The organism is Phaeobacter sp. NW0010-22, assembly GCF_040365955.1.
Lineage (GTDB): Bacteria > Pseudomonadota > Alphaproteobacteria > Rhodobacterales > Rhodobacteraceae > OMPR01.
Window position 1 is genome coordinate 466,846 of sequence record NZ_BAABWT010000003.1, and the last position, 22,530, is coordinate 489,375.

Here is a 22,530-nt window from a genome sequence, read left to right on the forward strand (position 1 = left end):
TGGCCCGTACACAGATGCGAGGCCCCGTTCCGATATGGAGAATTCCCAATGGCGATGGACAGCCAACACGTGGCCGCAGATGCGAGCCAAAGCGATTTCGCGCAAAAATTCTATTTCGCTGCCTGGCGGTGGCACTTTTATGCGGGGTTATTCGTAATTCCGTTTCTGATCATACTCGCCGTAACAGGCCTGATGATGATGTTTCTCACGCAGGTTGATGGGAGAGACGGTGAAAAAATCGCCGTCGCCATTCAGGGGGAACCCTTGGCCGTATCGGCCCAAGCAAATGTTGCCCTGAACGAAGTCCCCGGCACAGTTGTCGAATGGATCGGACCCAAGGCCGCCGATTTAGCGACCGTATTCCGTATCAAAACCGAAACCGGGCAGCGCATGGTCGCAGTCGATCCCTATGCCGGAGACGTTCTGCTAACTTGGGATCGTCGTGCCGGTTGGTATGACTTGGCCGATAACATTCACTCAACCCTGTTGATTGGGAATACTGGTGACCGGTTGTTAGAAATCGCGGCGGGGCTCTCACTGGTTCTGGTGTTTACTGGCCTCTATATGTGGTGGCCGCGTGGCAATGGGGTGTCGGCCTTTGTTCCAAACCTTAGGGCACGGGGGCGAGCGCTCTGGAAATCCTTACATGCGGTTGTCGGGTTCTGGATGTCGGGTTTGCTGGTCTTGTTCCTGGTTTCAGGTCTGTCTTGGGCTGGTGTCTGGGGCGGTATGATCGTTCAACCCTGGAGCAGCTTTCCGGCAGAAAAGTGGGACAATGTTCCGCTGTCAGATGACATTCACGCCAGTATGAACCACGGCAGCCAAAACGATGTGCCATGGGCGTTAGAGCAAACACCAATGCCCGCTTCGGGATCGGATGCAGGCATCACGGGCATTCCAAAAGGAACCAAGGCTGACATTAATTCGATGGTGGTTCTTGGATCAGCCCTTGGAATGAATGGTCGTTTCCGTGTGGCCTACCCAAGTAGTGATACAGGTGTCTGGACGTTGAACCGGGATAGCATGAGCAGCGACTCCACCGACCCCGTCAATGATCGCACGGTCCATGTGGATCAATTCACCGGCAATATCCTCGCGGATGTGCGCTATGCCGATTATTCCGTCATGGGTAAGGCGATGGCCTTGGGCATCCCCTTGCACATGGGTCTGATGGGTTTGTGGAATTTCATTTTGAACACTGTGTTCTGCCTGTCGGTAATCTTTGTCTGTGTGTCAGGTGTTGTGATGTGGCTGAAACGCCGTCCAGCACAAGCAGGACGTTTGGCGGCTCCGCCACTCCCTGCTGAGCTACCGTTCTGGAAAGGCGCGGTCATGATTGGCCTGTTCACCTCGATGGCGTTTCCGCTTGTCGGACTAACGCTGTTGTCCGCGCTCGCCTTTGATCTGCTGATCCTGTCGAACATCCCAGCGATGAAACGCGCGTTCAGCTAAACGGATCGAGGTCCCGTCGGCGGGCGGGACCTCGGGTGCGTGGCACGATTGCGTCCCAATGACATGCCGCGCACCAAATTCGGTCCGCTCAGACGTGCTGAGCGCCGTTCACTTCGATTTCTGCACCGGAGATGTATGAACTCCCCTCTGAGCACAGGAAATAGATCGCGGCAGCGACTTCCTCAGGTTGGCCGAGTCGTTGCAGGGGTAGCTTCTCCACAATCTTGTCCGTACCGGGGCTAAGAATTGCGGTTTCCACCTCGCCTGGGGCAATCGCATTGACCCGTACCCCCAAAGGGCCAAAGTCATGTGCCATTTCCCGTGTCAGCGCCGCTAGGGCCGCCTTGGAGGTCGCATAAGCTGCGCCAGCAAATGGATGTACCCGAGACCCCGCAATCGACGTCACGTTGACCACTGCGCCCTTTGCAGCAGCAAGTTCGTCTTTCAACCCGCGCGCCAGCACGACCGAGGCAAAGAAATTTACGTGAAAGACCTGCCCCCATGTCATCAGGTCAGTCTCCAAAGTGTTCAAACGTTCTCCGTCAGGCCCTTTGGGAGAGACACCCGCATTGTTGACCAATGCGTCCAACTTGCCGCCAACCATTTCCTGAATAAGGCCAACTGCGTTGATCGTATCGGCCGGATCACCCAGATCAAGCTGAACATGGTTGTCGTTGCCACTGCTCCACGGGCACCCATCGGGCAATGGATTGCGCGAGCACGTGATCACGCGCCACCCTTCTGCATCAAAACGCCGGACGGTGGCATGGCCGATTCCGCGACTTGCCCCAGTAAGTAACATTGTCTTTTGTCGCATAGCCGATCCGATCCAATGATTTCGACGCGACCCTAGCACCAGTGTCGCGGCCCGCAATGCGAGTCTTGGCATATCGGCGCAAAGGCCCTAACACGGTTGCGCAAAGGGACATGACCATGAAGAAGCAAAACATGAACCGCGACTGGATAGCGACCGCCGCCACACTCTCAAGCGCTTTGCCATATTTGCAGCGTTACGATGGAGCCATTGTTGTCATCAAGCTAGGCGGTCACGCCATGGGCAGTGACGAAGCAATGGAAAGCTTTGCCCGAGATATCGTGCTGATGCAGCAGGTTGGGTTGAACCCCGTCATCGTGCATGGCGGGGGTCCGATGATCAACGCGATGCTCAAAAAATTGGATATTCAATCCGAATTTGTGAACGGCAAGCGCGTGACCGATGCCGCCACCGTCGAAGTCGTTGAAATGGTTCTATCGGGTGTTGTGAACAAGCGGATCGTGCAAGCCATCAATGCGCAAGGTGGGACCGCCGTTGGCCTGTCTGGTAAAGATGCGCACCTGATGACCTGCGACCAGACCGACGCATCGCTGGGCTTTGTTGGAACCCCTGTCGATATGAACCCAAAGTTGCTGCATGACCTCTTTGCCAATGACGTGATCCCTGTAATCGCCCCCTTGGGTGCAGGCCGCAACGGTGAGACATTCAATGTAAACGGCGACACGGCTGCCGGAGCCATTGCCGCGGCTCTCAAGGCCGATCGCCTGCTGCTGCTGACCGATGTCTCTGGGGTTAAGAATGCGGATGGTGAAGTCGTGACCGAGCTCAAGACCGGCAAGATCCGCGAAATGACAGCTGAAGGCACTATCGCCGGTGGCATGATCCCAAAAACCGAAACCGCCCTTGATGCTATCAATGGCGGTGTTCGTGCTGTTGTCATTCTGGATGGCCGAGCCCCCAATGCCTGCTTGTTAGAACTGTTCACCGAACATGGTGCAGGGTCACTGATCCGACCTGACTAACGGATTTGTGTCGTATTCTGGCTTGCGCGCTGGCTTCACATGCGCAAGCCTGAATGCATGGAACATGAACCGTTCATCCGTTTGGCCATTTTCCTCGGCCTCTTTGCACTCTTCGCAATCGCCGAGGCAATGCATCCGCGCCGTCCACGAGCGGTTGGCCGTCAGAAGCGATGGATAACCAATCTGTCGATATCGGTCCTCAACACAGTGGTCCTGCGGAGCCTTGCCTTTACCCTGCCCCTCCTCGCTGTTGGCGCCGCAATGGATGCGCAGGCCAATGGTTGGGGTTTGTTCAATCATATCAATTGGCCCAACTGGGTCGAAGTGCTGATCTGTGTTCTGATTCTGGATTTCGCGATCTGGGCCCAACATCTGATTACCCATAAGGTGCCGATCCTCTGGCGTCTGCATCGCGTCCATCATGCGGATCGGGATATGGATGTGACGACTGCAATCCGGTTCCACCCGATTGAAATTGCACTATCCATGCTGCTTAAAATCGGTCTAGTCTATCTATTGGGACCCAGTGCCTTAGCCGTAGTTCTGTTCGAGATCCTGCTAAATGGGACAGCTCTGTTCAATCACGCAAATCTTCGACTTCCTCTTGCGGTGGATGCTGTGGTGCGTAGGATTCTGGTAACGCCCGACATGCATCGCGTCCACCACTCGGTGCATAGGCAAGAGCATGACAGTAACTATGGGTTTGCTCTGTCAATCTGGGATCGAGTGATGGGAACCTATACGGCATACCCAAGTGAAGGGCACGACGAAATGACAGTTGGTCTGAAATGGCAGGACACACGCCCTGCTCAATTGGGATGGAGCCTCTTACTCCCGTTTCGCCGCAAGTGACGTATGATGCCATTGAAACCGCCGCAGGTGATGCTGGCTTAATCATCATGGGGGCGCAGCACCCGCGAGTAAGCGAAGCCAAAGAACTGAATGGTGGGACGTTGATTTTGTTGGGGGCTGGACAGGAATTCTGGCCCACACTACAGAAATCCCCGGAATGGCAGGACCGAACCGCAAATCCGGTTGATCGCTGGTCCGACCGGATTGTTTCAAGTCTAGCAAACAGATTTGGCGCAACGGTTCATTTCCCATTTGGCGGCCCACCCTACACACCGTTCATCGATTGGGCGCTAAAGTCCGGGCGCGCCTTTCTCAGTCCTGTCGGTGCCATGGTCCACGACACCGTCGGCATGATGATTTCCTACCGAGGTGCGCTGCATTTCCCCCAGGAGTTCGACATCCCTGTCACAACGGTCAGCTCCCCCTGTGACGGATGCCCTGCGCCCTGTACGACCGCCTGTCCGGTTGGCGCGCTCAACGCGGAAACGTTTTATAAACTCGATACATGCCACGCATACCTTGATACAGACGACGGCCACCCCTGCATGACCAATGGGTGTGCTGCGCGTTTAGCATGCCCCGTCAGTGTTGCGTTTAACCGCGACCCTGCCCAGACCGCCCACCACATGAAAGCCTTTCATCCGTCATGACGCGCACTTTGATCCTGACCCGCCATGCGAAATCCAGTTGGGGCGATGCGTCTTTACCAGATCATTCACGTCCGCTGAACACACGTGGGAAAGCCTCGGCTCAGGCAATCGGTGCGTGGCTAAAGGCCCAAGATCATATCCCGGATCAGGTCCTCAGTTCATCATCCCAACGCACACGGGAAACGTGGGAATTGATGAATTTAGAGGCCGATGCCGCCTATGCTGACGCGCTTTATCATGCCTCGTCACAACAGATGATGGACGTTCTGTGCGATGCCAGCGGTAATGTTGTCCTGATGCTGGGGCACAACCCAGGAATAGCTGATTTCGCCAGACGACTCGTGCGAACGTCGCCTGCCCACCCACGATATGGGGACTATCCCACCTGCGCGACAGCTGTGATCGAATTTGACATTTCTGATTGGGGCTCATTGCAATGGCACAGCGGGCGGGTACTGAATTTTGTCCTGCCGCGTGAATTGCTGGAATGACAAAGGCCGGGAACAAGCCCGGCCTTTGCGATAAGATACCCGGGGCACAGCCCCGTTAGAATGCCTTAGTGCCCGAGAATCTGACTGAGGAACAGCTTGGTCCGATCAGACTGTGGGTTGTTAAAGAATTCTTCTGGTTCGTTCTGTTCCACGATCTGGCCCGCATCCATAAAGATCACGCGGTTCGCGACCTGACGGGCAAAACCCATCTCGTGCGTTACGCAAAGCATGGTCATGCCTTCTTCGGCCAGCTCGATCATGGTGTCGAGCACCTCTTTGATCATCTCAGGGTCCAGCGCCGATGTTGGTTCATCGAACAACATGATCCGCGGCATCATGCACAACGATCTGGCAATCGCCACACGCTGCTGCTGACCACCTGACAACATGCCCGGATACTTGTTGGCCTGCTCAGGGATTTTGACCTTTTCCAAGAAATGCATCGCACGTTCTTCGGCTTCTTTCCGGGGCGTTTTGCGTACCCAAATCGGAGCCAACGTACAGTTTTCAAGGATCGTCAGGTGCGGAAACAGATTGAAGTGCTGAAACACCATACCAACCTCGGACCGGATCTTGTCGATGTTCTTGAGGTCATTTGACAGCTCAGTCCCATCCACAATGATCTTGCCCTGTTGGTGCTCTTCCAAAGCATTCAGACACCGGATCAGGGTCGATTTCCCCGAACCCGAAGGTCCGGCGATAACGATCCGTTCGCCTTGGTTGACGGTGAGGTTGATATCCCGCAACACGTGGAACGACCCGTACCACTTGTTCATGTTCGAGATTTCAATCGCGACCTCATCCGAGACCTGCATCTTAGAACGGTCGATTTCGCGGTTAGTAGCAAGTTCAGACATAGGTTGAACTCCTTAATGGTGGCCAGTCTGAAGCTTGCGCTCCAGATACATGGAATATCGGGACATAGAGAAACAGACGATGAAGAAAAGGAACGCGATGAAGGCGAACAATTCCCAATAGATGCCGTTCCAGGCGGTATCGGCACGGATGGCACTTGCCAATCCAATCACGTCAAACAACCCGATAATCGACACCAGCGTCGTATCTTTAAAGATCCCAATGAATGTACTCACGATCCCGGGAATCGAGATTTTCAGAGCTTGCGGCATGATGATCAACCGCTGTGCTTGCCAATAATCCAATCCCAGACTGTCTGCGCCCTCGTACTGACCGCGTGGCAAAGCCGCGAGGCCACCCCGGATCACCTCGGCCATATAGGCGGCCGAAAAGAGGGTCATCATGATCATGACGCGCAGAATGATGTCAAAGTTCGTGCCTGGCGGCAGGAAGATGTTCAACAGCAACGACGCCACAAACAGCAGAGTGATCAGTGGTACGCCACGAATGAACTCGATGAAGCCCACACACAATGCTTTGACAATCAACAGATCTGACTGCCGCCCCAAGGCGAGGACAATACCGATGGGCAGTGACACACCAATCGCAACAACACCCAGCAAGATCGCAAGCATGAAACCACCGAACTTACGGCTGGCGACGGCTTCGATCCCGATGGGCATGGCCGAAGACAGCGCCTCGACAATTGGGCCAGACAATAGCAACCACCAGATCACCGCCACCGCAACGCCAGCAATCATAGCGAACAATTCGCCAACAGCTTCAGTTGCGTATTTGATGATCAGATACGCAATGACAAAACCAAAGGCTGCGCTGAGCGGGCCCCAGATAGTGCCACCCCACATCAGAAACACCATCAAGAAGGGATAGGCAGCTGTCAAAATCAGCATCTTTGGCGACACACGATCCGCGAACAGGATCGGGCTAAGCGCTGCAAGCAACAGGATCAAAGACACAATAGGACGCCAGTACAATTCGCTCGGATAGAAACCGAACAGCAACTGCTCCCAGCGATCATTGATAACGCCCCAACAGGCGTGGCCATGCGTTGATCCCCATGTTGCCTTCATGATTTCACGGCATTCACCCAGTGAATCGGCATTCCAAACAGATTGGAAAACCCATGGGAAAACGCCCGACAACACATAGTAGATCGCTGCAATCGACACGATGGTCAGCGCAGAGTTGAACCAGCCTGAAAACAGGTTGTGTCTGGCCCAGCCAATTACACCAACTTCGGATGCAGGCGGTGCCTTTTCCGGCAACATTTCTGTGCGGACAAATGAAACATCACTCATATTACCGCTCCACCAATTTGACGCTGTTATTGTACCAGTTCATCACGGCTGAAATGCTCAGCGAAATGATCAGATAGGCGAGCATCAGCAAAAGAACACATTCCAGCTCGCGGCCGGTCTGGTTCATCGTGATACCACCCATCGTGCCCGTAATATCCATATAACCAACCGCGATCGCCAATGACGAGTTCTTGGTCAGGTTCAGATAGTTGGAAATCATTGGGGGGATGATCACACGTAGCGCTTGCGGCAGGATCACCAAGCGCATCGTCTTACCGGGGCGAATTCCCAGGGCCGAAGCAGCCTCAGTCTGCCCCTTTGAGATCGCCAAGATGCCTGCCCGTACGATTTCCGCGATAAACGCTGCTGTGTAGAGAGACAGAGCAAGCCAAAGGGCAATCAGCGAGTTACGCATGTACGTCCCGCCTTTGAAATTGAACCCTTTCAGTTCTGGATAGCCAAAATGGCAGCCCAAAACAGTAAGCAGAATGGCCATCGGCACAAACAGCAAACCCAGTTGGATATACCAGATCTTAGGACGATCACCGGTTGCTTCTTGTGTTGCGGCAGCTTTGGCTGCGACTTTGCGCATCGCAAAAATGCTGAGTGCAAGCACAACAAGGACAGCCATAAGATCCAAAGAGATGTCAAACCGGAGACTGGAGTCACCAAAAAGGTGAATGTTACCCAAGCTGCGCGAAAACAGGAATTCCGGAACATAGACGCCACGGTTCGTGATGGCGACACTATCAAACAATTTCATTGTCGCAGTTGGATCCTCGCCACGGAAAGCGCGTGGAGCCGGAAGACTTTCGATCATGATGGCCATCGCCAGAACGATCCAAAGCAACACTGGTACGTTACGGAACATTTCCACGTAAACGGTCATAATCCGTGCAACCAACCAGTTCGACGACAGTCGAAGAACCCCGACGAACACACCAATGATCGTCGCCGTAATACAGCCCAGAACAGCAACCACGAGCGTGTTCAATAGTCCCATCAAGGCAGCGCGCAGGTGGGTATCCCGAGATGTATATTCCAGCAGTCGCTGGTTGATGTCATAGCTGGCAGGCTCGCTAAAGAACCCGAAATCAATGGGTTTACCCAGCGCGGCCAGGTTTTGAGCTGTGTTGTTGATGAGCCAAGCGGCCAACAACATGAAACAGAGCATTGCGATGACTTGGATCGTAGCTGATCGATACCGCGTATCATAAAGGAGCATCGACAGCCGGAACTGCTCCTTTGGCGGGTCAGTGAGAGTCGTCATGACCTATGTATATCCCCGTGAGACCCTGATTTGTCTTTCGGCGAAGTTTTTCTTCGCTCACTGAAATCAGGCACGTTTTTGAAAAGGCAAAAAGGGCGCAGGTTTCCCTGCGCCCTTTTCACATGATGTTTAGCGGAATGGGGGCGAATACAGCAGGCCGCCTTCGGTCCACTGTGCGTTCAGACCACGTGCCAGACCGATTGGTGTTTCTTCGCCGATGTTCTTGGCAAAGATTTCTCCATAGTTGCCGCCCGCCATGATGGCGCGCTTGGCCCACTCTGCGTCCAGACCCAACATTTCACCCAAAGTGCCTTCGGAACCAAGCAGACGCTTGATTTCTGGGTTGTCTGTCGACGATGCGATTTCAGCAACGTTTGCCGAAGTCACACCCAGCTCTTCTGCTGTGATTACAGCGTTCAGAGTCCAGCGTACGACATCACCCCATTCGTTGTCGCCGTGGCGAACAAGCGGGCCCAGAGGCTCTTTGGAAATGATTTCGGGCAACAGGGCGTGACCTGCAGGATCTTCGAACGACGCACGTGTTGCAGCCAGACCGGATGCATCAGTGGTGTAAACGTCACACGCACCAGCAAGGTACTGTTGCTGCGCTTCAGCGTTTGTTTCGATTGGAACCGGCTCATAGCTGATGTTGTTGGTGCGGAAGAAATCCGCGAGGTTCAGTTCGGTGGTTGTACCGGTCTGAATACAAACAGTTGCGCCATCCAGATCTTTGGCTGAAGACACGCCCAGTTCTTTTGGAACCATGAAGCCCTGACCATCATAGTAGTTCACGCCAACAAAAGTGAACTTGAGGTCAACATCGCGCGAGAACGTCCATGTGGTGTTACGTGCAAGCAGATCGATTTCACCTGATGCCAAAGCCGTAAAGCGTGTTTTACCGGTGGTTGGTACGAAAGTTACAGCAGAAGCGTCTCCCAAAACTGCGGCTGCGACAGCGCGGCAAACCGAAACGTCAAAACCGTTCCATTCGCCATTCGCGTCAGGTGCAGCAAACCCTACCAGACCAGTTGTAACGCCACAGTTCAATGTGCCACGTGCTTTTACATCATCCATCGTGCCAGCTGCAGCAGCGCTTGCTGCCAAGCCAGCGACGGTGAGCGCGCCGAAAACTACGGATTTATTCATATTTACCTCTTCCTGATGTCCGCCTCGTTGTGGGGCGGTTTTGCCGGCTTGAGTAATGCCGGAATTGGTACCGAAAAGTTCACTCCCCTTCAGTGCGCCCGAGTGTGGGCGCAATCATCAACAAACGTCAAGGGTTGCATCACCTCTTTCGATGAAATCGCTCCTTAACTTCCCCTAGGGAAACTTAAACAAGAATGATAGTTTAGGGTCTCATCCAGAGAAATCGAAGAACCGTTTTGCATGCAAAAAGGCCTGACGTTTCACGTCGCTCATTTTTTGAGCTTCTTCATCGACGCCCCACAATTCTTCTTGCCAAAGCTCGTCCAGCCGCGAAATCTGCCAGATTTGGTCCGGTTTGCGCCAATCTTTTGCAGCTGCAAAGCCCAAAACCAGCGATCCTGACAAACTGACAAGGTCATGAAAAGCCGCGAGCTGAAAAGAATCCAATGCGTGAACTGCTTTGGTGAGCGTTTCGATAACTTCGGAATTTTGGGGGCGATGGATCACACCTGATTGTGAAACAAGCCGCGCATTCAGTGTTTCAGCAGCCCAATCCAGAGCCGGGTCCCACTGTTCAGCTTGTCTTTGAACCAATTCTCGCGGGGAATCCGCCCGATAGCACAACAAATCCGAATCACCATAAGCGGCCAGCATTTCGGCCACCTCTGCGTGTTGGTGACGCACTTTATCAATTGCCGCATTGGCCGATCGTGTCATTGGCATCGTGCCAGGGTCGACCTGTCCGTCCTGTGCATCCCACTCAACAGCAATGGCCTCGGCCATATCTTGAGTAGGAACAATCAGTTCAGCTTTGGCGGGCGTTTTTACACGGCGGCCGTCGAGTTCAACTGTGAACCCGTTGCCCGCTTCGACAACCAGGCTGTTTTTCCAGAACCGCTTGGGTTTCCATTCACTCATTTCTTATTTCCAGATTTGCGCCAACATCTCGGGCAGCGCGTCAAATGTATCAATGATCTGTGCGGCATGCTGCAACGCAGACGTATCGTGGTAGCCCCAGCTAACGCCAATACCCGTCACTCCGGCATTGGCTGCCATCTCCATGTCAAAACTGGTGTCCCCAATCATCACCGCGTCTGACGCCGTGAGCCCTGTTTCCCTTAGCGCAGTTTCAATCATGGATGGGTGCGGTTTAGAGGGGTGGAAATCGGCGACTTGCTTGGTCACGAAATACCGTTCTAATCCGTGTGCCTCGATCAAACCGTCCAATCCTCGCAAGGATTTTCCGGTGGCTATGCCCAGCAAAAACTCAGGAACACCCTGCAGCCTGTCCAAAATTTCACGAGCTCCGGGATAAAGCGGAGAATGGGCCGCGCCCAATGCAAGGCGCTGATCCCGATAGGAATCTTTGTACCCCTGCACCAACTGGGTCTGCGTTTGATCGGATTGATCAGGCACCAGACGCGCCATCGCCTGCGGCAGCGACAAGCCCACAATAGACAAGATCGCCCCACGGCTCGGTACAGGCAGCGAAAGCGCTTCGAAAGCAGCAGTCATCGAGCCAACGATACTGGCCTGACTATCGACCAGCGTCCCATCTACGTCAAAAATGATCAGGCGCAGCGGTTTGCTCATTGTAGCGATTCAAATGGATCGTCTGCTGCCAAATCTTCGGTCCATCCAAAGGTATCCCACGTTTCTGCCATATGCTCCGGCAAAGGAGCCGTGATTGTGATGGATTTGCGAGTTGTTGGATGCTCAAAAGACAGGCTACGCGCGTGCAAATGCAGTTTTTTGCTTATGACGCCGCCAAGTTGTGCGCCCCAGCCATCGCCTAGGTTTTCTTGCCCAGAGCCACCGTATTTACCATCGCCAATGATCGGGTGCCCCATACCGGACATATGAGCCCGCAACTGGTGCGTCCGCCCAGTGATCGGTTCCATTGCAACCCACGACGCCCGTCCGGCAACACGGTACAAAGTAGCATAGACCGTGTGCGCACGTTTGGCGCCGTATGTTCCATCAATATCCCGCGGATCAATGGCGATCATCTTTTCACCCTCGCCCTGCTTGCCATGACCGCCAGCCTTTACCAAACCTGTCTTAATTTCGCCCAGGTAGGGGGTCGGCACACCTGCAACCAACGCCCAATAGATCTTGCGCGTATCGCGGTGACGGAACGCCGCCGTCAAGGACTTGGCCGCTTCGCGGGTGCGTGCCATGACCAAGACACCTGATGTATCTTTGTCCAACCGGTGGACAAGGCGTGGTTTGTCCTCGTTGCCAAAACGAAGCGCTTCGGCCAAGCCATCCACATGGCGGGTCTGGCCACTGCCGCCCTGAACCGCCAAGCCCCAAGGCTTGTTGATGGCGATCACTTGATCATCCCGGTAGATCACGCAGTCTTGGATCATCTTGGCATCCGCATCGGATACACGATCTCTCAAAGGGGTAGGCTTGTGATCAGTATCCGGCAGTGGGGGAACCCGCACCACTTGACCGATCTCCAATCGGGTCGAGGCTTTGACCCGACCGCCTTCAACCCGCAACTCGCCTTTGCGACACATCTTTTCGACGCGCCCTTGGCTTAGATGTGGGAACATCCGGCGCAGCCAGCGGTCCAACCGCTGATCGCCATCGTCATCACCCACAGTAATCATTTGTACGCCGCTCATGCCCAGAGCCCCCTTGCAAGAAATAGCCCCGCCATCAGCGCCGCCAGAGACAGCCCAACGGACAGTCCCACATAAAGTGCCGCGTGCCCCATGGCGCCGCGTTCGTATAGGTTCACCGCTTCCAGCGAAAACGCCGAAAAAGTCGTAAACCCACCCATCAATCCAGTCATCACAAAGGGACTGAGATGCGTCAGTCCGCGATGTGCCGCTGCAATCACAAAAACGCCCATCAGGAACGACCCGATGACGTTCACGGTCAAAATGGCGACAGGAAACTCCTGATGGCCAAATGCGCGTAAAACGCCAATGCCTGTCAGATACCGGAGCGACGCCCCGATGGCGCCGCCAAGCGCTACATGTAAAACCGATGAGATCATGCGCGGTCTGTCGCGCGCATAGGAGGGAATGTCAAGATTCGCAGCATTTCACCCCGCGTTTGACCAAACTATCTGCTCAGATCCCCTCATTGCAGCCAAATTCGCAGCTAATCGAGTGGCAAGGTGACTTTGCCGCTTAGTCGAACAATTTGGGCGAAGGCCGTCCCGTGACCCGTTCCCAATAGTCATCGGCGCGTTTTTCAAACGTCGCGGCGTCTCGCGCCTCGCTCACATAAAACCGCCCTTTGGGCACACCCGGTGCGTAATCTTGATCAATCCAACCCTTTGGGTCCTTGTGCGGGCTGCGATAGCCCACATGCCCCAAAGCCTCGGCCCCTTGGTAATGCGCGTCGCGCAGGTGCAATGGGACCGGCAATGGCGCCTCTTGCGTCACAGCGGACAGAGCAGCCGAAATTCCGTGATTGGCCGACCCAGATTTAGGCGCGCGTGCTACATGCAGCGCCGCATGCGCCAGAATGATCCGAGCCTCTGGATATCCGATCATTTCCACCGCCTGCGCCGCTGCAACAGCGGTCTGAAGCGCAGTGTTGTCGGCAAGCCCCACATCCTCAGATGCCTGAATCATGATGCGGCGCGCTATAAAACGTGGGTCTTCCCCACCATGAATAAGCCTAGCCAGCCAATACAGGACAGCGTCTGCCGCCCCTCCGCGCATGGATTTAATAAAGGCGGAAATAACGTCGTAGTGCTGATCCCCAGAACGATCATGGTTAACCGGCGCTGCCATATAAGCGTCTTCGATCATGTCCTCTGTTACAACGACAGGCTCATCCAAGGCATGGCCAACGCAAAGCCCTTCGAGTGTTGTCAGCGCACGGCGGGCATCGCCCCCAGAGCGACCCGCGATGAGGTGTTTATGGTCTGATGAAAGAGTGACCTGAATTCCGGTGCTTGCCAAATGAGCAAGCCCACGATCAACCACAGTCACCATGTCATTGATCGAAATCGGCTCAAGCTTAAGGATCGTGGACCGTGAAACCAAAGCTTTCGGCAAAGCCGTATAGGGGTTTTGGGTTGTAGCACCGATGAAGTCAGCCGTACCCTCTTCGCAGATCGCCAGAAGATCATCCGCCTGTGTGGCTGAAAAACGATGAACCTCATCTACAAAGATGAGCAGCGGGCGTATCCGCGCCTCGTCCGCAAGTTGGCGGATTTCCTTTACTCCGGCGCGTGTCGCGTGAAGCGGGCGAAAATCCTTGCTGAGCATATTGCCCACGGCACGCGCAATTGATGTTTTTCCAATACCTGGGGGACCATACAGAACTATGCTGCCCAGCTGGTCTGCAGCAATTCTGCGCCGCAGGGTAGAACCTTCGGCAGTGATCGCATCCTGACCAATAACATCATCCAGCGATTCCGGCCGCAAAGCCGCAGCAAGAGGCCGGTTGCCCTGTTGTTTTCCGAGATCGAATAGATCTGACATCACCTACATCCGAAACCGCAACGAGACCCATTGTCCGCGTCGCATCAAGTCGAGTTTCACCCACCGCCCCGGGTCAGTCAGGGCCGTTCGTATGTCAGCCGTTGTGTGCATTTCTTCTTCATTGATGACAGACAGCACATCCCCGAACTGTAACCCCGCACGGGCACCATACCGGCCCGGTTCGGTTACAATCACCCCTTCTATCGAAAGCGGCAACCCGAACCGAGAAATCACCGCCGGGTTGATACGTGCCAAACCCAAGCCAGGCAATACAGTGTCATCCCCCAAAGTTATCGGATCTGATGCAGGTTCATCAGGGGGGGCCAGCATCGACACACGAACATCGCTTGCTTCTTGACCACGCAAACGGGAAACGACAACTTCACCACCAATTCCGGCCACCGACATACGAAAAACCATCTCAGACGGAGAATTTACAATCTTTCCGTCCACCTTGGTGATCACATCGCCCACTTTGAAACCAGCAACCGAAAAAGGGCTTTCGCCGTGAAGATCTGAAATCACCACCCCCTCAGGCATCGCAAACCCGAGTGAATCGGCGATATCTGCTGTCATTGGCTGCCCGGCCATTCCCGCCCAAGGACGTTGGAAAAAGGGGCGCCCTTCGCGCGCCTGACGCATGAATTCAGCCACCAAATTCGCAGGAATAGCAAAACCAATCCCGTTTGATCCACCTGAACGACTGAGGATCGAGGTGTTGATACCAATCAGATCCCCGTTCACGTCGATCAGCGCGCCCCCGGAATTCCCTGGATTAATCGCCGCGTCAGTTTGAATGAAATAGCCCCGCGCCTGCCCCGTTGCTGCACCGGATCGCGCGAGCCCTGAAACAATACCGCTAGACACAGTTTGCCCAATTCCAAACGGGTTCCCGATCGCCAAAGCCAATTCCCCTACTTCGACCTGATCAGAGTTGCGCAGTGCCAAATAGGGGAGATCAGAAACCTCTTCGATCTGAAGGATCGCGATATCGCTTTCTTCGTCGCCTAGCACGACCTTGGCGGAAAACTCGCGCCGATCCGTCGTCACAACCTGAATTTCTGATGCCATACCGACCACGTGATAGTTGGAAACCACCAACCCATCATCTGACAGGATAACCCCCGAACCCAATGAATTCTGAACACGGGGACGCGGTGCCGAAGAACCCCCAAAAAAGTCCTGAAAGAAGGGATCCGAAAACAGCGGATTCGGCCGTCCTTCGGTGATGATCTTTGCGTAGATATTCACCACGGCAGGGGCCGATTTCTTGACCACAGGCGCGAAACCCAAGGAAATTTCACTCTGTGATGTCGGCACACGGGTTTCCGCACCGGCGAAAGAGGCACTCAGTACCATTGCTGCTGTCAGAACTGCACGAAACATGGAGCCTCCGGTATTTGCATGTTCCCTCGGATATGCGGGGCGGTCCCACAGATTGCAAGCAATCCGATTGGGGAATCCCGTTCAGCCCTTTACCACCGCAGACATTCTGAAGACTTTACAAACAAAAAGGGCCCATGCTCAGCTGAGCATGGGCCCCAAAAGCGGCAATTGCCACTTTGAACTTATTCTGCAGCGGCTTCTTCAGCTGCAGTGCGTGCCTTGTCGGCTGCGCCTTTTGCATCACGATCACGGTCTACGAATTCAATGATCGCCATAGGCGCCATGTCACCGTAACGGAAACCAGCTTTCAGAACGCGAACATAGCCACCCTGACGGTCTTTGTACCGTGGGCCCAGGATGTCGAACAATTTCGCAACATACTGGTCTTCTTTCAGACGTGCGGACGCCTGACGACGGGCGTGCAGGTCGCCGCGCTTGCCCAGAGTGATCAGCTTTTCGATGATCGGGCGCAATTCTTTTGCTTTTGGCAGAGTTGTTTTGATCTGCTCGTGCTCGATGAGCGAGCCAGCCATGTTAGCAAACAGAGCTTTACGGTGCTCATGTGTACGGTTCAGGCGGCGGTATCCACGTGCGTGACGCATTTTATTAGTCCTAACTTAAGCTTGTGCTTTGTCTGGAGACCGATGCGGGTCAGTCCCTCTCCTTGGGGCAGGATCGCCCATGTCTTCCCCGGCTGACCGGGCATTGATTGGGGGAGCGCATGTGCCCTCCCCCGAATTCTTAGAACGAATCTTCGAACTTTTTCGCCAGATCTTCGATGTTGTCGGGCGGCCAGTCCTCAACGTCCATGCCAAGGTGCAGACCCATGCCGGACAGAACTTCTTTGATCTCGTTCAGAGACTTACGGCCAAAGTTCGGCGTGCGCAGCATTTCTGCTTCGGTCTTCTGGATCAGATCGCCGATGTAGACGATATTGTCGTTCTTGAGGCAGTTCGCAGAACGCACAGACAGTTCCAACTCGTCCACTTTCTTGAGCAGAAGCGGGTTGAACTCGAGACCATCGTCCTCGTCCTGACGGCTTGCGGATTCAGGCTCATCAAAGTTGACGAAGATCGACAGCTGGTCCTGCAGAATGCGCGCGGCGTAGGCAACTGCATCGTCAGGCGTGATCGAACCGTCAGTTTCAACTTTCATGGTCAGTTTGTCATAGTCCAAAACCTGACCTTCACGGGTCGGCTGAACGTCATACGAAACCTTTTTAACCGGCGAATAGATCGCATCGATCGGGATCAGGCCGATAGGCGCGTCTTCTGGCTTGTTCTTGTCAGCCGAAACGTAGCCTTTGCCTGTGTTCACTGTCAGTTCCATGAACAGGTCGGCACCATCGTCCAAGTGACAGATCACATGGTCGCGGTTCAAGATTTCAATGCCAGCGCTCTCGCTGATGTCACCAGCGGTAACAACGGCGGGGCCTTTGGCATTGATCGACAGGCGCTTGGGCCCTTCGACTTCCATGCGCAACGAAACCTGCTTGAGGTTCAGGATCACATCAGTGACGTCCTCGCGCACACCAGCAACGCTGGAGAACTCATGCAGAACGTTGTCAATCTGAACGGAGGTGACGGCCGCGCCTTGCAGCGAGCTCATCAAGATGCGACGCAGGGCGTTGCCCAGTGTCAGACCAAAGCCCCGCTCAAGCGGTTCAGCGACCACAGTCGCTTGACGCGCAGGGTCGTTGCCCGGCTTAACGTCCAGCTGGGTCGGCTTGATCAGTTCTGCCCAATTCTTATGGATCATGTGTCCCTCCATTCCTGTCTGCGCCCCATGTCCATAAAGGTGCAGACGCCCGAGGTTTCAAACGGCGTACTGGGGCCGCGTCAAATAACGCGGCCCCAGTAAAACTTTTGTATTGCTTAAACGCGGCGACGCTTTGGTGGGCGGCAGCCGTTGTGAGCGATCGGTGTCACGTCGCGGATCGACGTGATGTTGAAGCCCACTGCAGCCAACGCGCGCAGAGCCGATTCACGTCCTGAGCCGGGGCCCTGAACTTCGACTTCCAGCGTTTTGACGCCGTGATCCTGTGCTTTTTTTCCTGCATCTTCTGCAGCCATCTGAGCAGCATAGGGGGTCGATTTCCGCGAGCCTTTGAAGCCCATGGTACCGGCTGACGACCAAGAGATCGCGTTGCCCTGTACATCAGAGATCAGGATCTTGGTGTTGTTGAACGACGAATTTACGTGGGCTACGCCCGAAGCAATATTCTTGCGCTCTTTTTTCTTGGTCCGAGTCTTATCGCGTGCCATTGATCAAACCCTCCCTTATTTCTTCTTACCAGCAATGGCCTTTGCGGGGCCTTTGCGAGTGCGAGCGTTGGTGTGGGTACGCTGACCGCGAACGGGCAGGTTACGACGATGGCGCAGACCGCGGTAGCAGCCCAGATCCATCAAACGCTTGATGTTCATCTGGGTGTCACGACGCAGGTCACCTTCGACGGTGTAGTTTGCATCGATGTGCTCACGCACGGCCAAAACTTCGGCATCCGACAGTTCGTTGACGCGACGGGTGGAGTCGATGCCAACAGCTTCGCAGATTGCTTTAGCTGAGGTGTTACCGATTCCGGTGATATAGGTAAGGGCGATTGGTACCCGCTTTGCAGTGGGGATGTTTACGCCGGCAATACGTGCCACGTGTCACTTTCCTTTTGGTTGCGGTTCCGTAACACCGGAACCTTTTTTCACAACACCAGACCGGATGCGAACACCATTGGCCAAGTATCTCGAGGTAGTCTTGCGGGATGAGCGAATCCCATCCACGCGTTTGATTCCCCTAGGGGATGTGGGTGCGTAGAGAGTTTTGGAAATATCGTCAAGCCCTGCCGGTACGGAACCCAGCGAAAAGGGCAAGTGTCTGGTTCGAAAGGTCGATCCAGACACGATTTCTCTGTAGTGCAGGGAAAACTCTAGCCAAGAACCGCTGCGATAGATGCAGTAACATCATCGATGTCAGCCAGACCGTCGACCGGGCGCAGATCGCCCTTGGCGTGATAGTACCCAATCAACGGCGCGGTCTTTTTGTAGTATTCCATCAGGCGGATACGCACGCTGTCTTCGTTGTCGTCTGCGCGTGCTTCCTTGCCTGCTGCAACGGCTTCGGCAGCACGGTTAACGATGCGCTTCACAAGCGTCTCGTCGTCAACTTGCAATTCGACTACGCATTCCAGGCTCTCGCCCTTTTCCGCCAGCAGCTCACCCAAAGCGTCGGCCTGCGCCAAAGTGCGCGGGAACCCATCAAAGATGAACCCGCCCTCGGCGCCCTGCTCTAGCTTTTCGCGGATCAGGCCAATGACGATCTCATCAGTGACGAGTTCGCCCTTGTCCATGACTTCGGCAACGCGCTTGCCCATTTCGGTGCCGCTGCTTTTGGCTTCACGCAACATGTCACCGGTGCTCAGCTGAACCATGCCACGTGCATCGACCAAATGCTGCGCCTGAGTGCCTTTGCCCGCGCCTGGCGGGCCCAATAGAATGATATTCATCGACGAGCAGGTCCCTTCCTAGCGCGTTTTTTGTTTTTACCGCGCAGTTGGGACTTTTCAATCAGCCCTTCGTATTGGTGCGCCAACAGGTGGCTCTGAACTTGTTGGATGGTATCCATGGTTACAGAGACAATAATCAGAACGGAGGTACCGCCGAAATAGAACGGGATCGCAAATTGGCCGCGCAGAATTTCGGGCAACAAACAAACTGCTGCAAGATAAGCCGCGCCCATGACCAAGATCCGATTCACAACATACTCGAGATATTCAGCGGTTTTCTTACCCGGGCGGATCCCCGGAACAAAGCCATTCTGGTTCTTTAGGTTGTCCGCGACATCATCCGGCTTGAACGCAACGTTGAAGGTATAGAAATACGCAAAGAAGACGATCATCGAAACGAAGAACAGCAGATACAGCGGCTGGCCCGGTCCGAAATTGGCCAACAGCCAAGACATAACGGGACCGTTTGCAGCACCTGCTGAGAAGGTCGAGATCGTCACAGGCAGAAGCAACAACGAGCTGGCAAATATCGCAGGGATAACACCGGCCGGGTTAACCTTGACAGGCAAGTGGCTTGAGCCACCGTCATAGACCTTCATTCCGACCTGACGGCGCGGGTACTGGATGTGGATCTTGCGCAGAGCGCGCTCCATGAACACCACAAAAGTGATTGTCACCAGAACCATCGCAATGACCAACAGAATCACGGCAGGGCTGATTGCGCCCGAACGACCCGAGGCCAGGAACTGCGCCAAAGCGGCTGGGACTTCGGCAATGATGCCGACGAAAATGATCAAAGAGATACCATTCCCGATGCCGCGTGCAGTGATTTGTTCACCCAGCCACATCAGGAACATTGTACCGCCAACCAGTGTAATCATGGTCGAAAAGCGGAAGTAGAGACCGGCATCTGTCGCCAGATCACCTGATTCGAGCGAAACAGCCAACCCATAGGCCTGCACAGTGGCCAATGCCACAGTACCGAAACGAGTATATTGGTTGATCTTCTTACGACCCTGTTCGCCTTCTTTCTTGAGCTGCTCAAGTTGCGGCACCATGGCCGTCATCAGCTGAACAATGATCGACGCCGAAATATAGGGCATAATGCCAAGGGCAAAGATACCCATGCGGCCCAATGCGCCCCCGGTAAACATCGAAACCATACCGCCGATGCCCTGCCCCGCTTGCTCCATGAACTCGCGCAGCGCAACACCGTCGATACCTGGTACGGGAATAAAAGTCCCCAAGCGGTAGACGATCAACAACCCGAGAGTAAACAGGATGCGGTTGCGCAGATCGGTGGCTTTGCCAAGGGCTGACCAGCTTGTATTGGCCGCCATTTGTTCTGCTGCTGATACCATTATCGGTCTCTCTTATGAAAACGCCGCCCAGAACCGTTTTCCGGCTCGGGCGGCGTCAAATTGGAAAACTGAGAACTATGTAAGCGGCATCGTCGCCGCTCACAAGCAGTTACTCTGCTGCTGCAGCAGATGTGACCTTCAGTGAGCCGCCCGCCTTCTCAACCGCTTCTACAGCAGCTTTCGAGGCACCAGTGACTTCGAGATTCAACTTTGCAGTAACTTCGCCTTTGGCCAGAACGCGAATTCCGTCCAATTTACGGCGGATCAGGCCGGATGCGATCATCGCATCTTCGGTGATCGCTGCGGTCGCATCGATTTTGCCTGCATCAACGAACTTCTGGATCAGGCCCAGGTTAACAACAGAGAATTCTTTGCGGTTTGGCTTGTTAAAGCCGCGCTTTGGCAGACGTTGGTACAAGGGCATCTGACCGCCTTCGTAGCCGTTGATTGCCACACCCGAACGGGATTTCTGACCTTTGATACCACGGCCAGCTGTTTTACCTTTGCCGGAACCAGGACCACGTGCAACGCGTTTACGAGGTTTGGTTGCGCCGGCATTGTCGCGCAGTTCATGAAGTTTCATATCGCTTCTCCTAAGCCGGATGTGACCCTCGAAGCGAATGGGTCAACCACGGCATTTCTTGATTTTGATTCTGTGACTCGTACAGCCACCGGGCGCGTATAGACCTTCCACTTACCAGGATCAAGTCAGATCCCACTTGGTTGACCTTTGCCGTTTGAATCCCTCGAGTCGTGCCACAAATGTTCCAAAGCGCCAAGTTTCTGCTACTCTCAATCTCATCCTAACGGGATGCATTTGAATGACGTGGAAAGACACAGACATTTTGGATTGGCTCCTGACCGATGGGCGCTTTCTTCCTGATCTTGATGCCGCCACCAAGGCGTTGGGAAAGGAAATGTTGGACATCGGCGTGCCAATCTGGAGATTTCGATTGGCGATCCGCACTATTCACCCTCTTGTTGCGGCCTCCAGCGCGATCTGGGAACGTGACAGTGGGTCAATTGAACCGCAAGAAGCCTCGCACGGGTTGGAAAAGCGCAATGACTATATCGGCAGCCCCATGGCCGTCATTCGCGAAACCAGCCAACCGCTGCGGCAGAGCTTGATCTCGCTCAGCCCGACGGACCATGACGCCTTTCACGAACTGCACGCCCGGGGGGCATCCGACTATTATGGGGTGCCGCTGCGTTTCTCGGGGAAAGGTGGTGGTATTGCCGTGTTTGTAACGGATCGCGCCAGCGGTTTTTCTGAAACAGACATCGCCGCCTTCAACAGAATAGCGCTTGGTTTGACGCCCATCGTCGAAGTCTATCGCCTGAACTACCTCTCCAGCGCGATTGCCGAGGCTTATTTGGGACAACGCAGCGGACAACGCGTTTTGGGTGGCGAAATCACGCGCGGACATGTTGAGCAATTGGATGCGGCTGTATTTTTTTCGGATCTACGAAATTGGACCGGGTTGAGCAGCACTCTCCCCGCGTCAGAGGCGCTAAGCTTAGCCAATCGCTACTTTGAACTCATAGATCAGGCAGTCACAGCACACGGTGGCGAGATTCTCAAATTCATGGGCGATGGTGTTCTCGCGATTTTTTCAGAGTCTGAACTCGGAGAGAGAACCTGTATCAATGCTTTGGCTGCGGCTCATGCTGCGCATGAAATGGCACGCAATGCGGATCAGCCCTTAGCGACAGACTTTGGCGTGGGCCTGCATCACGGGCGCGTATCCTATGGCAATGTCGGTTCAGAGCGGCGTCTCGATTTCACAGTCATGGGACAAGCCGTTAACGTCGCAGCCCGAGTCGAAGCGTTGTGCCCCAGATTATCTCAGCCCGTTCTCTGCTCCAAAGCGTTTGCAGATCGTTTGCCCAATTCGAACGACGTTTTAGATACTGTGACCCTAAAGGGTTTGTCCGCACCTCAGGAAATTTTTGCGCCCTGAACGCAAAAAGCCCCCAGAAACTGGGGGCTCACTAACATCT

General features: G+C 54.5%; 24 protein-coding genes. 6 read left to right on the forward strand and 18 right to left on the reverse strand.

The features are described from left to right. Window positions 1-48: 48 nt before the first annotated feature. Window positions 49-1,452, forward strand: coding sequence for a PepSY-associated TM helix domain-containing protein (locus ABWV33_RS09160; protein WP_353330243.1), 1,404 nt, complete (start codon window positions 49-51; stop codon window positions 1,450-1,452). An 88-nt stretch (window positions 1,453-1,540) separates the two neighbouring features. Here the strand turns inward: ABWV33_RS09160 and ABWV33_RS09165 are convergent, their stop codons facing one another. Further along, a complete protein-coding gene (locus tag ABWV33_RS09165) occupies window positions 1,541-2,269 on the reverse strand; it encodes an SDR family NAD(P)-dependent oxidoreductase (RefSeq protein WP_353330245.1) in 729 nt (242 codons plus the stop codon). A gap of 116 nt (window positions 2,270-2,385) precedes the next feature. Here ABWV33_RS09165 and argB point away from each other — a divergent pair, with 116 nt between their 5' ends. The 4 genes from argB to ABWV33_RS09185 are packed head-to-tail and all read left to right on the forward strand — an operon-like array spanning window position 2,386 to window position 5,242. Next, the gene (gene argB / locus ABWV33_RS09170) at window positions 2,386-3,249 is read left to right on the forward strand and encodes an acetylglutamate kinase (protein ID WP_113821479.1); all 864 of its coding nucleotides are present in this window, start codon (window positions 2,386-2,388) and stop codon (window positions 3,247-3,249) included. A gap of 57 nt (window positions 3,250-3,306) precedes the next feature. Next, entirely contained in the window at window positions 3,307-4,101 is a 795-nt protein-coding gene (locus tag ABWV33_RS09175) for a sterol desaturase family protein (RefSeq protein WP_353330311.1), read from the forward strand. Further along, window positions 4,068-4,751: a ferredoxin gene (locus ABWV33_RS09180; protein WP_353330247.1), complete on the forward strand. Its 684-nt coding sequence runs from the start codon at window positions 4,068-4,070 to the stop codon at window positions 4,749-4,751. The genes ABWV33_RS09175 and ABWV33_RS09180 overlap by 34 nt, the downstream gene beginning before the upstream one ends. Beyond that, entirely contained in the window at window positions 4,748-5,242 is a 495-nt protein-coding gene (locus ABWV33_RS09185) for a SixA phosphatase family protein (protein ID WP_353330249.1), read from the forward strand. Before ABWV33_RS09180 ends, ABWV33_RS09185 begins: the two co-directional genes overlap by 4 nt. Window positions 5,243-5,307: 65 nt before the next feature. Here the strand turns inward: ABWV33_RS09185 and ABWV33_RS09190 are convergent, their stop codons facing one another. The 17 genes from ABWV33_RS09190 to rplO form a co-directional block, all read right to left on the reverse strand. Continuing rightward, window positions 5,308-6,099: an amino acid ABC transporter ATP-binding protein gene (locus ABWV33_RS09190; protein ID WP_113821482.1), complete on the reverse strand. Its 792-nt coding sequence runs from the start codon at window positions 6,097-6,099 to the stop codon at window positions 5,308-5,310. A gap of 12 nt (window positions 6,100-6,111) precedes the next feature. Continuing rightward, window positions 6,112-7,416 (reverse strand): amino acid ABC transporter permease, encoded by a 1,305-nt coding sequence (locus ABWV33_RS09195; protein ID WP_164618536.1) that lies wholly within the window; start codon window positions 7,414-7,416, stop codon window positions 6,112-6,114. Between the two features lies 1 nt (window position 7,417). Further along, window positions 7,418-8,686 carry an amino acid ABC transporter permease gene (locus ABWV33_RS09200; RefSeq protein WP_113821484.1) on the reverse strand — a complete coding sequence of 423 codons (1,269 nt, stop codon included), beginning with the start codon at window positions 8,684-8,686 and terminating at the stop codon, window positions 7,418-7,420. 129 nt (window positions 8,687-8,815) lie between these two features. Further along, complete coding sequence (locus tag ABWV33_RS09205; protein ID WP_113821485.1) at window positions 8,816-9,832, reverse strand: amino acid ABC transporter substrate-binding protein; 1,017 nt, start codon at window positions 9,830-9,832, stop codon at window positions 8,816-8,818. Window positions 9,833-10,042: 210 nt separating this feature from the next. Beyond that, window positions 10,043-10,750 carry an ATP12 family chaperone protein gene (locus ABWV33_RS09210; protein WP_353330252.1) on the reverse strand — a complete coding sequence of 236 codons (708 nt, stop codon included), beginning with the start codon at window positions 10,748-10,750 and terminating at the stop codon, window positions 10,043-10,045. A gap of 3 nt (window positions 10,751-10,753) precedes the next feature. Continuing rightward, window positions 10,754-11,425 carry an HAD-IA family hydrolase gene (locus ABWV33_RS09215; RefSeq protein ID WP_353330254.1) on the reverse strand — a complete coding sequence of 224 codons (672 nt, stop codon included), beginning with the start codon at window positions 11,423-11,425 and terminating at the stop codon, window positions 10,754-10,756. After that, the gene (locus ABWV33_RS09220; protein WP_353330256.1) at window positions 11,422-12,465 is read right to left on the reverse strand and encodes an RluA family pseudouridine synthase; all 1,044 of its coding nucleotides are present in this window, start codon (window positions 12,463-12,465) and stop codon (window positions 11,422-11,424) included. Before ABWV33_RS09220 ends, ABWV33_RS09215 begins: the two co-directional genes overlap by 4 nt. Next, on the reverse strand, window positions 12,462-12,842 hold the full coding sequence (crcB, locus tag ABWV33_RS09225; RefSeq protein WP_113821489.1) for a fluoride efflux transporter CrcB: 381 nt from the start codon (window positions 12,840-12,842) through the stop codon (window positions 12,462-12,464). The genes ABWV33_RS09220 and crcB overlap by 4 nt, the downstream gene beginning before the upstream one ends. A 136-nt stretch (window positions 12,843-12,978) precedes the next feature. Next, on the reverse strand, window positions 12,979-14,286 hold the full coding sequence (locus ABWV33_RS09230; RefSeq protein WP_353330258.1) for a replication-associated recombination protein A: 1,308 nt from the start codon (window positions 14,284-14,286) through the stop codon (window positions 12,979-12,981). 3 nt (window positions 14,287-14,289) lie between these two features. Beyond that, window positions 14,290-15,672 carry a trypsin-like peptidase domain-containing protein gene (locus ABWV33_RS09235; RefSeq protein ID WP_353330260.1) on the reverse strand — a complete coding sequence of 461 codons (1,383 nt, stop codon included), beginning with the start codon at window positions 15,670-15,672 and terminating at the stop codon, window positions 14,290-14,292. Window positions 15,673-15,854: 182 nt separating this feature from the next. Next, the gene (gene rplQ / locus ABWV33_RS09240) at window positions 15,855-16,274 is read right to left on the reverse strand and encodes a 50S ribosomal protein L17 (RefSeq protein ID WP_121998167.1); all 420 of its coding nucleotides are present in this window, start codon (window positions 16,272-16,274) and stop codon (window positions 15,855-15,857) included. Window positions 16,275-16,413: 139 nt separating this feature from the next. Next, window positions 16,414-17,430, reverse strand: a complete 1,017-nt coding sequence (locus ABWV33_RS09245; protein ID WP_113821493.1) for a DNA-directed RNA polymerase subunit alpha — start codon at window positions 17,428-17,430, stop codon at window positions 16,414-16,416. A 116-nt stretch (window positions 17,431-17,546) separates the two neighbouring features. Further along, window positions 17,547-17,936, reverse strand: a complete 390-nt coding sequence (rpsK, locus tag ABWV33_RS09250) for a 30S ribosomal protein S11 (RefSeq protein ID WP_085794095.1) — start codon at window positions 17,934-17,936, stop codon at window positions 17,547-17,549. 15 nt (window positions 17,937-17,951) lie between these two features. Beyond that, entirely contained in the window at window positions 17,952-18,320 is a 369-nt protein-coding gene (rpsM, locus tag ABWV33_RS09255) for a 30S ribosomal protein S13 (RefSeq protein ID WP_113821494.1), read from the reverse strand. Between the two features lie 272 nt (window positions 18,321-18,592). Next, the gene (locus ABWV33_RS09260; RefSeq protein WP_113821495.1) at window positions 18,593-19,168 is read right to left on the reverse strand and encodes an adenylate kinase; all 576 of its coding nucleotides are present in this window, start codon (window positions 19,166-19,168) and stop codon (window positions 18,593-18,595) included. Further along, on the reverse strand, window positions 19,165-20,529 hold the full coding sequence (gene secY, locus ABWV33_RS09265; protein ID WP_113821496.1) for a preprotein translocase subunit SecY: 1,365 nt from the start codon (window positions 20,527-20,529) through the stop codon (window positions 19,165-19,167). The genes ABWV33_RS09260 and secY overlap by 4 nt, the downstream gene beginning before the upstream one ends. Before the next feature lie 109 nt (window positions 20,530-20,638). Beyond that, the gene (rplO, locus tag ABWV33_RS09270; RefSeq protein WP_113821497.1) at window positions 20,639-21,112 is read right to left on the reverse strand and encodes a 50S ribosomal protein L15; all 474 of its coding nucleotides are present in this window, start codon (window positions 21,110-21,112) and stop codon (window positions 20,639-20,641) included. Window positions 21,113-21,350: 238 nt separating this feature from the next. Here rplO and ABWV33_RS09275 point away from each other — a divergent pair, with 238 nt between their 5' ends. Then, the gene (locus ABWV33_RS09275; protein ID WP_353330265.1) at window positions 21,351-22,490 is read left to right on the forward strand and encodes an adenylate/guanylate cyclase domain-containing protein; all 1,140 of its coding nucleotides are present in this window, start codon (window positions 21,351-21,353) and stop codon (window positions 22,488-22,490) included. Window positions 22,491-22,530 lie beyond the last annotated feature (40 nt).

Bases quoted from the DNA above. Each gene is read 5' to 3' on its own strand.
- ABWV33_RS09215 (WP_353330254.1), bottom strand. From the start codon at position 11,425: ATGAGCAAACCGCTGCGCCTGATCATTTTTGACGTAGATGGGACGCTG.
- ABWV33_RS09200 (WP_113821484.1), bottom strand. From the start codon at position 8,686: ATGACGACTCTCACTGACCCGCCAAAGGAGCAGTTCCGGCTGTCGATG.
- rplQ (WP_121998167.1), bottom strand. From the start codon at position 16,274: ATGCGTCACGCACGTGGATACCGCCGCCTGAACCGTACACATGAGCAC.
- crcB (WP_113821489.1), bottom strand. From the start codon at position 12,842: ATGATCTCATCGGTTTTACATGTAGCGCTTGGCGGCGCCATCGGGGCG.
- ABWV33_RS09230 (WP_353330258.1), bottom strand. From the start codon at position 14,286: ATGTCAGATCTATTCGATCTCGGAAAACAACAGGGCAACCGGCCTCTT.
- rpsK (WP_085794095.1), bottom strand. From the start codon at position 17,936: ATGGCACGCGATAAGACTCGGACCAAGAAAAAAGAGCGCAAGAATATT.
- ABWV33_RS09210 (WP_353330252.1), bottom strand. From the start codon at position 10,750: ATGAGTGAATGGAAACCCAAGCGGTTCTGGAAAAACAGCCTGGTTGTC.
- ABWV33_RS09275 (WP_353330265.1), top strand. From the start codon at position 21,351: ATGACGTGGAAAGACACAGACATTTTGGATTGGCTCCTGACCGATGGG.
- ABWV33_RS09195 (WP_164618536.1), bottom strand. From the start codon at position 7,416: ATGAGTGATGTTTCATTTGTCCGCACAGAAATGTTGCCGGAAAAGGCA.
- ABWV33_RS09190 (WP_113821482.1), bottom strand. From the start codon at position 6,099: ATGTCTGAACTTGCTACTAACCGCGAAATCGACCGTTCTAAGATGCAG.
- ABWV33_RS09165 (WP_353330245.1), bottom strand. From the start codon at position 2,269: ATGCGACAAAAGACAATGTTACTTACTGGGGCAAGTCGCGGAATCGGC.
- ABWV33_RS09245 (WP_113821493.1), bottom strand. From the start codon at position 17,430: ATGATCCATAAGAATTGGGCAGAACTGATCAAGCCGACCCAGCTGGAC.
- ABWV33_RS09160 (WP_353330243.1), top strand. From the start codon at position 49: ATGGCGATGGACAGCCAACACGTGGCCGCAGATGCGAGCCAAAGCGAT.
- argB (WP_113821479.1), top strand. From the start codon at position 2,386: ATGAAGAAGCAAAACATGAACCGCGACTGGATAGCGACCGCCGCCACA.
- ABWV33_RS09220 (WP_353330256.1), bottom strand. From the start codon at position 12,465: ATGAGCGGCGTACAAATGATTACTGTGGGTGATGACGATGGCGATCAG.
- ABWV33_RS09175 (WP_353330311.1), top strand. From the start codon at position 3,307: ATGGAACATGAACCGTTCATCCGTTTGGCCATTTTCCTCGGCCTCTTT.
- ABWV33_RS09180 (WP_353330247.1), top strand. From the start codon at position 4,068: ATGGAGCCTCTTACTCCCGTTTCGCCGCAAGTGACGTATGATGCCATT.
- ABWV33_RS09185 (WP_353330249.1), top strand. From the start codon at position 4,748: ATGACGCGCACTTTGATCCTGACCCGCCATGCGAAATCCAGTTGGGGC.
- rplO (WP_113821497.1), bottom strand. From the start codon at position 21,112: ATGAAACTTCATGAACTGCGCGACAATGCCGGCGCAACCAAACCTCGT.
- ABWV33_RS09260 (WP_113821495.1), bottom strand. From the start codon at position 19,168: ATGAATATCATTCTATTGGGCCCGCCAGGCGCGGGCAAAGGCACTCAG.
- secY (WP_113821496.1), bottom strand. From the start codon at position 20,529: ATGGTATCAGCAGCAGAACAAATGGCGGCCAATACAAGCTGGTCAGCC.
- ABWV33_RS09205 (WP_113821485.1), bottom strand. From the start codon at position 9,832: ATGAATAAATCCGTAGTTTTCGGCGCGCTCACCGTCGCTGGCTTGGCA.
- ABWV33_RS09235 (WP_353330260.1), bottom strand. From the start codon at position 15,672: ATGTTTCGTGCAGTTCTGACAGCAGCAATGGTACTGAGTGCCTCTTTC.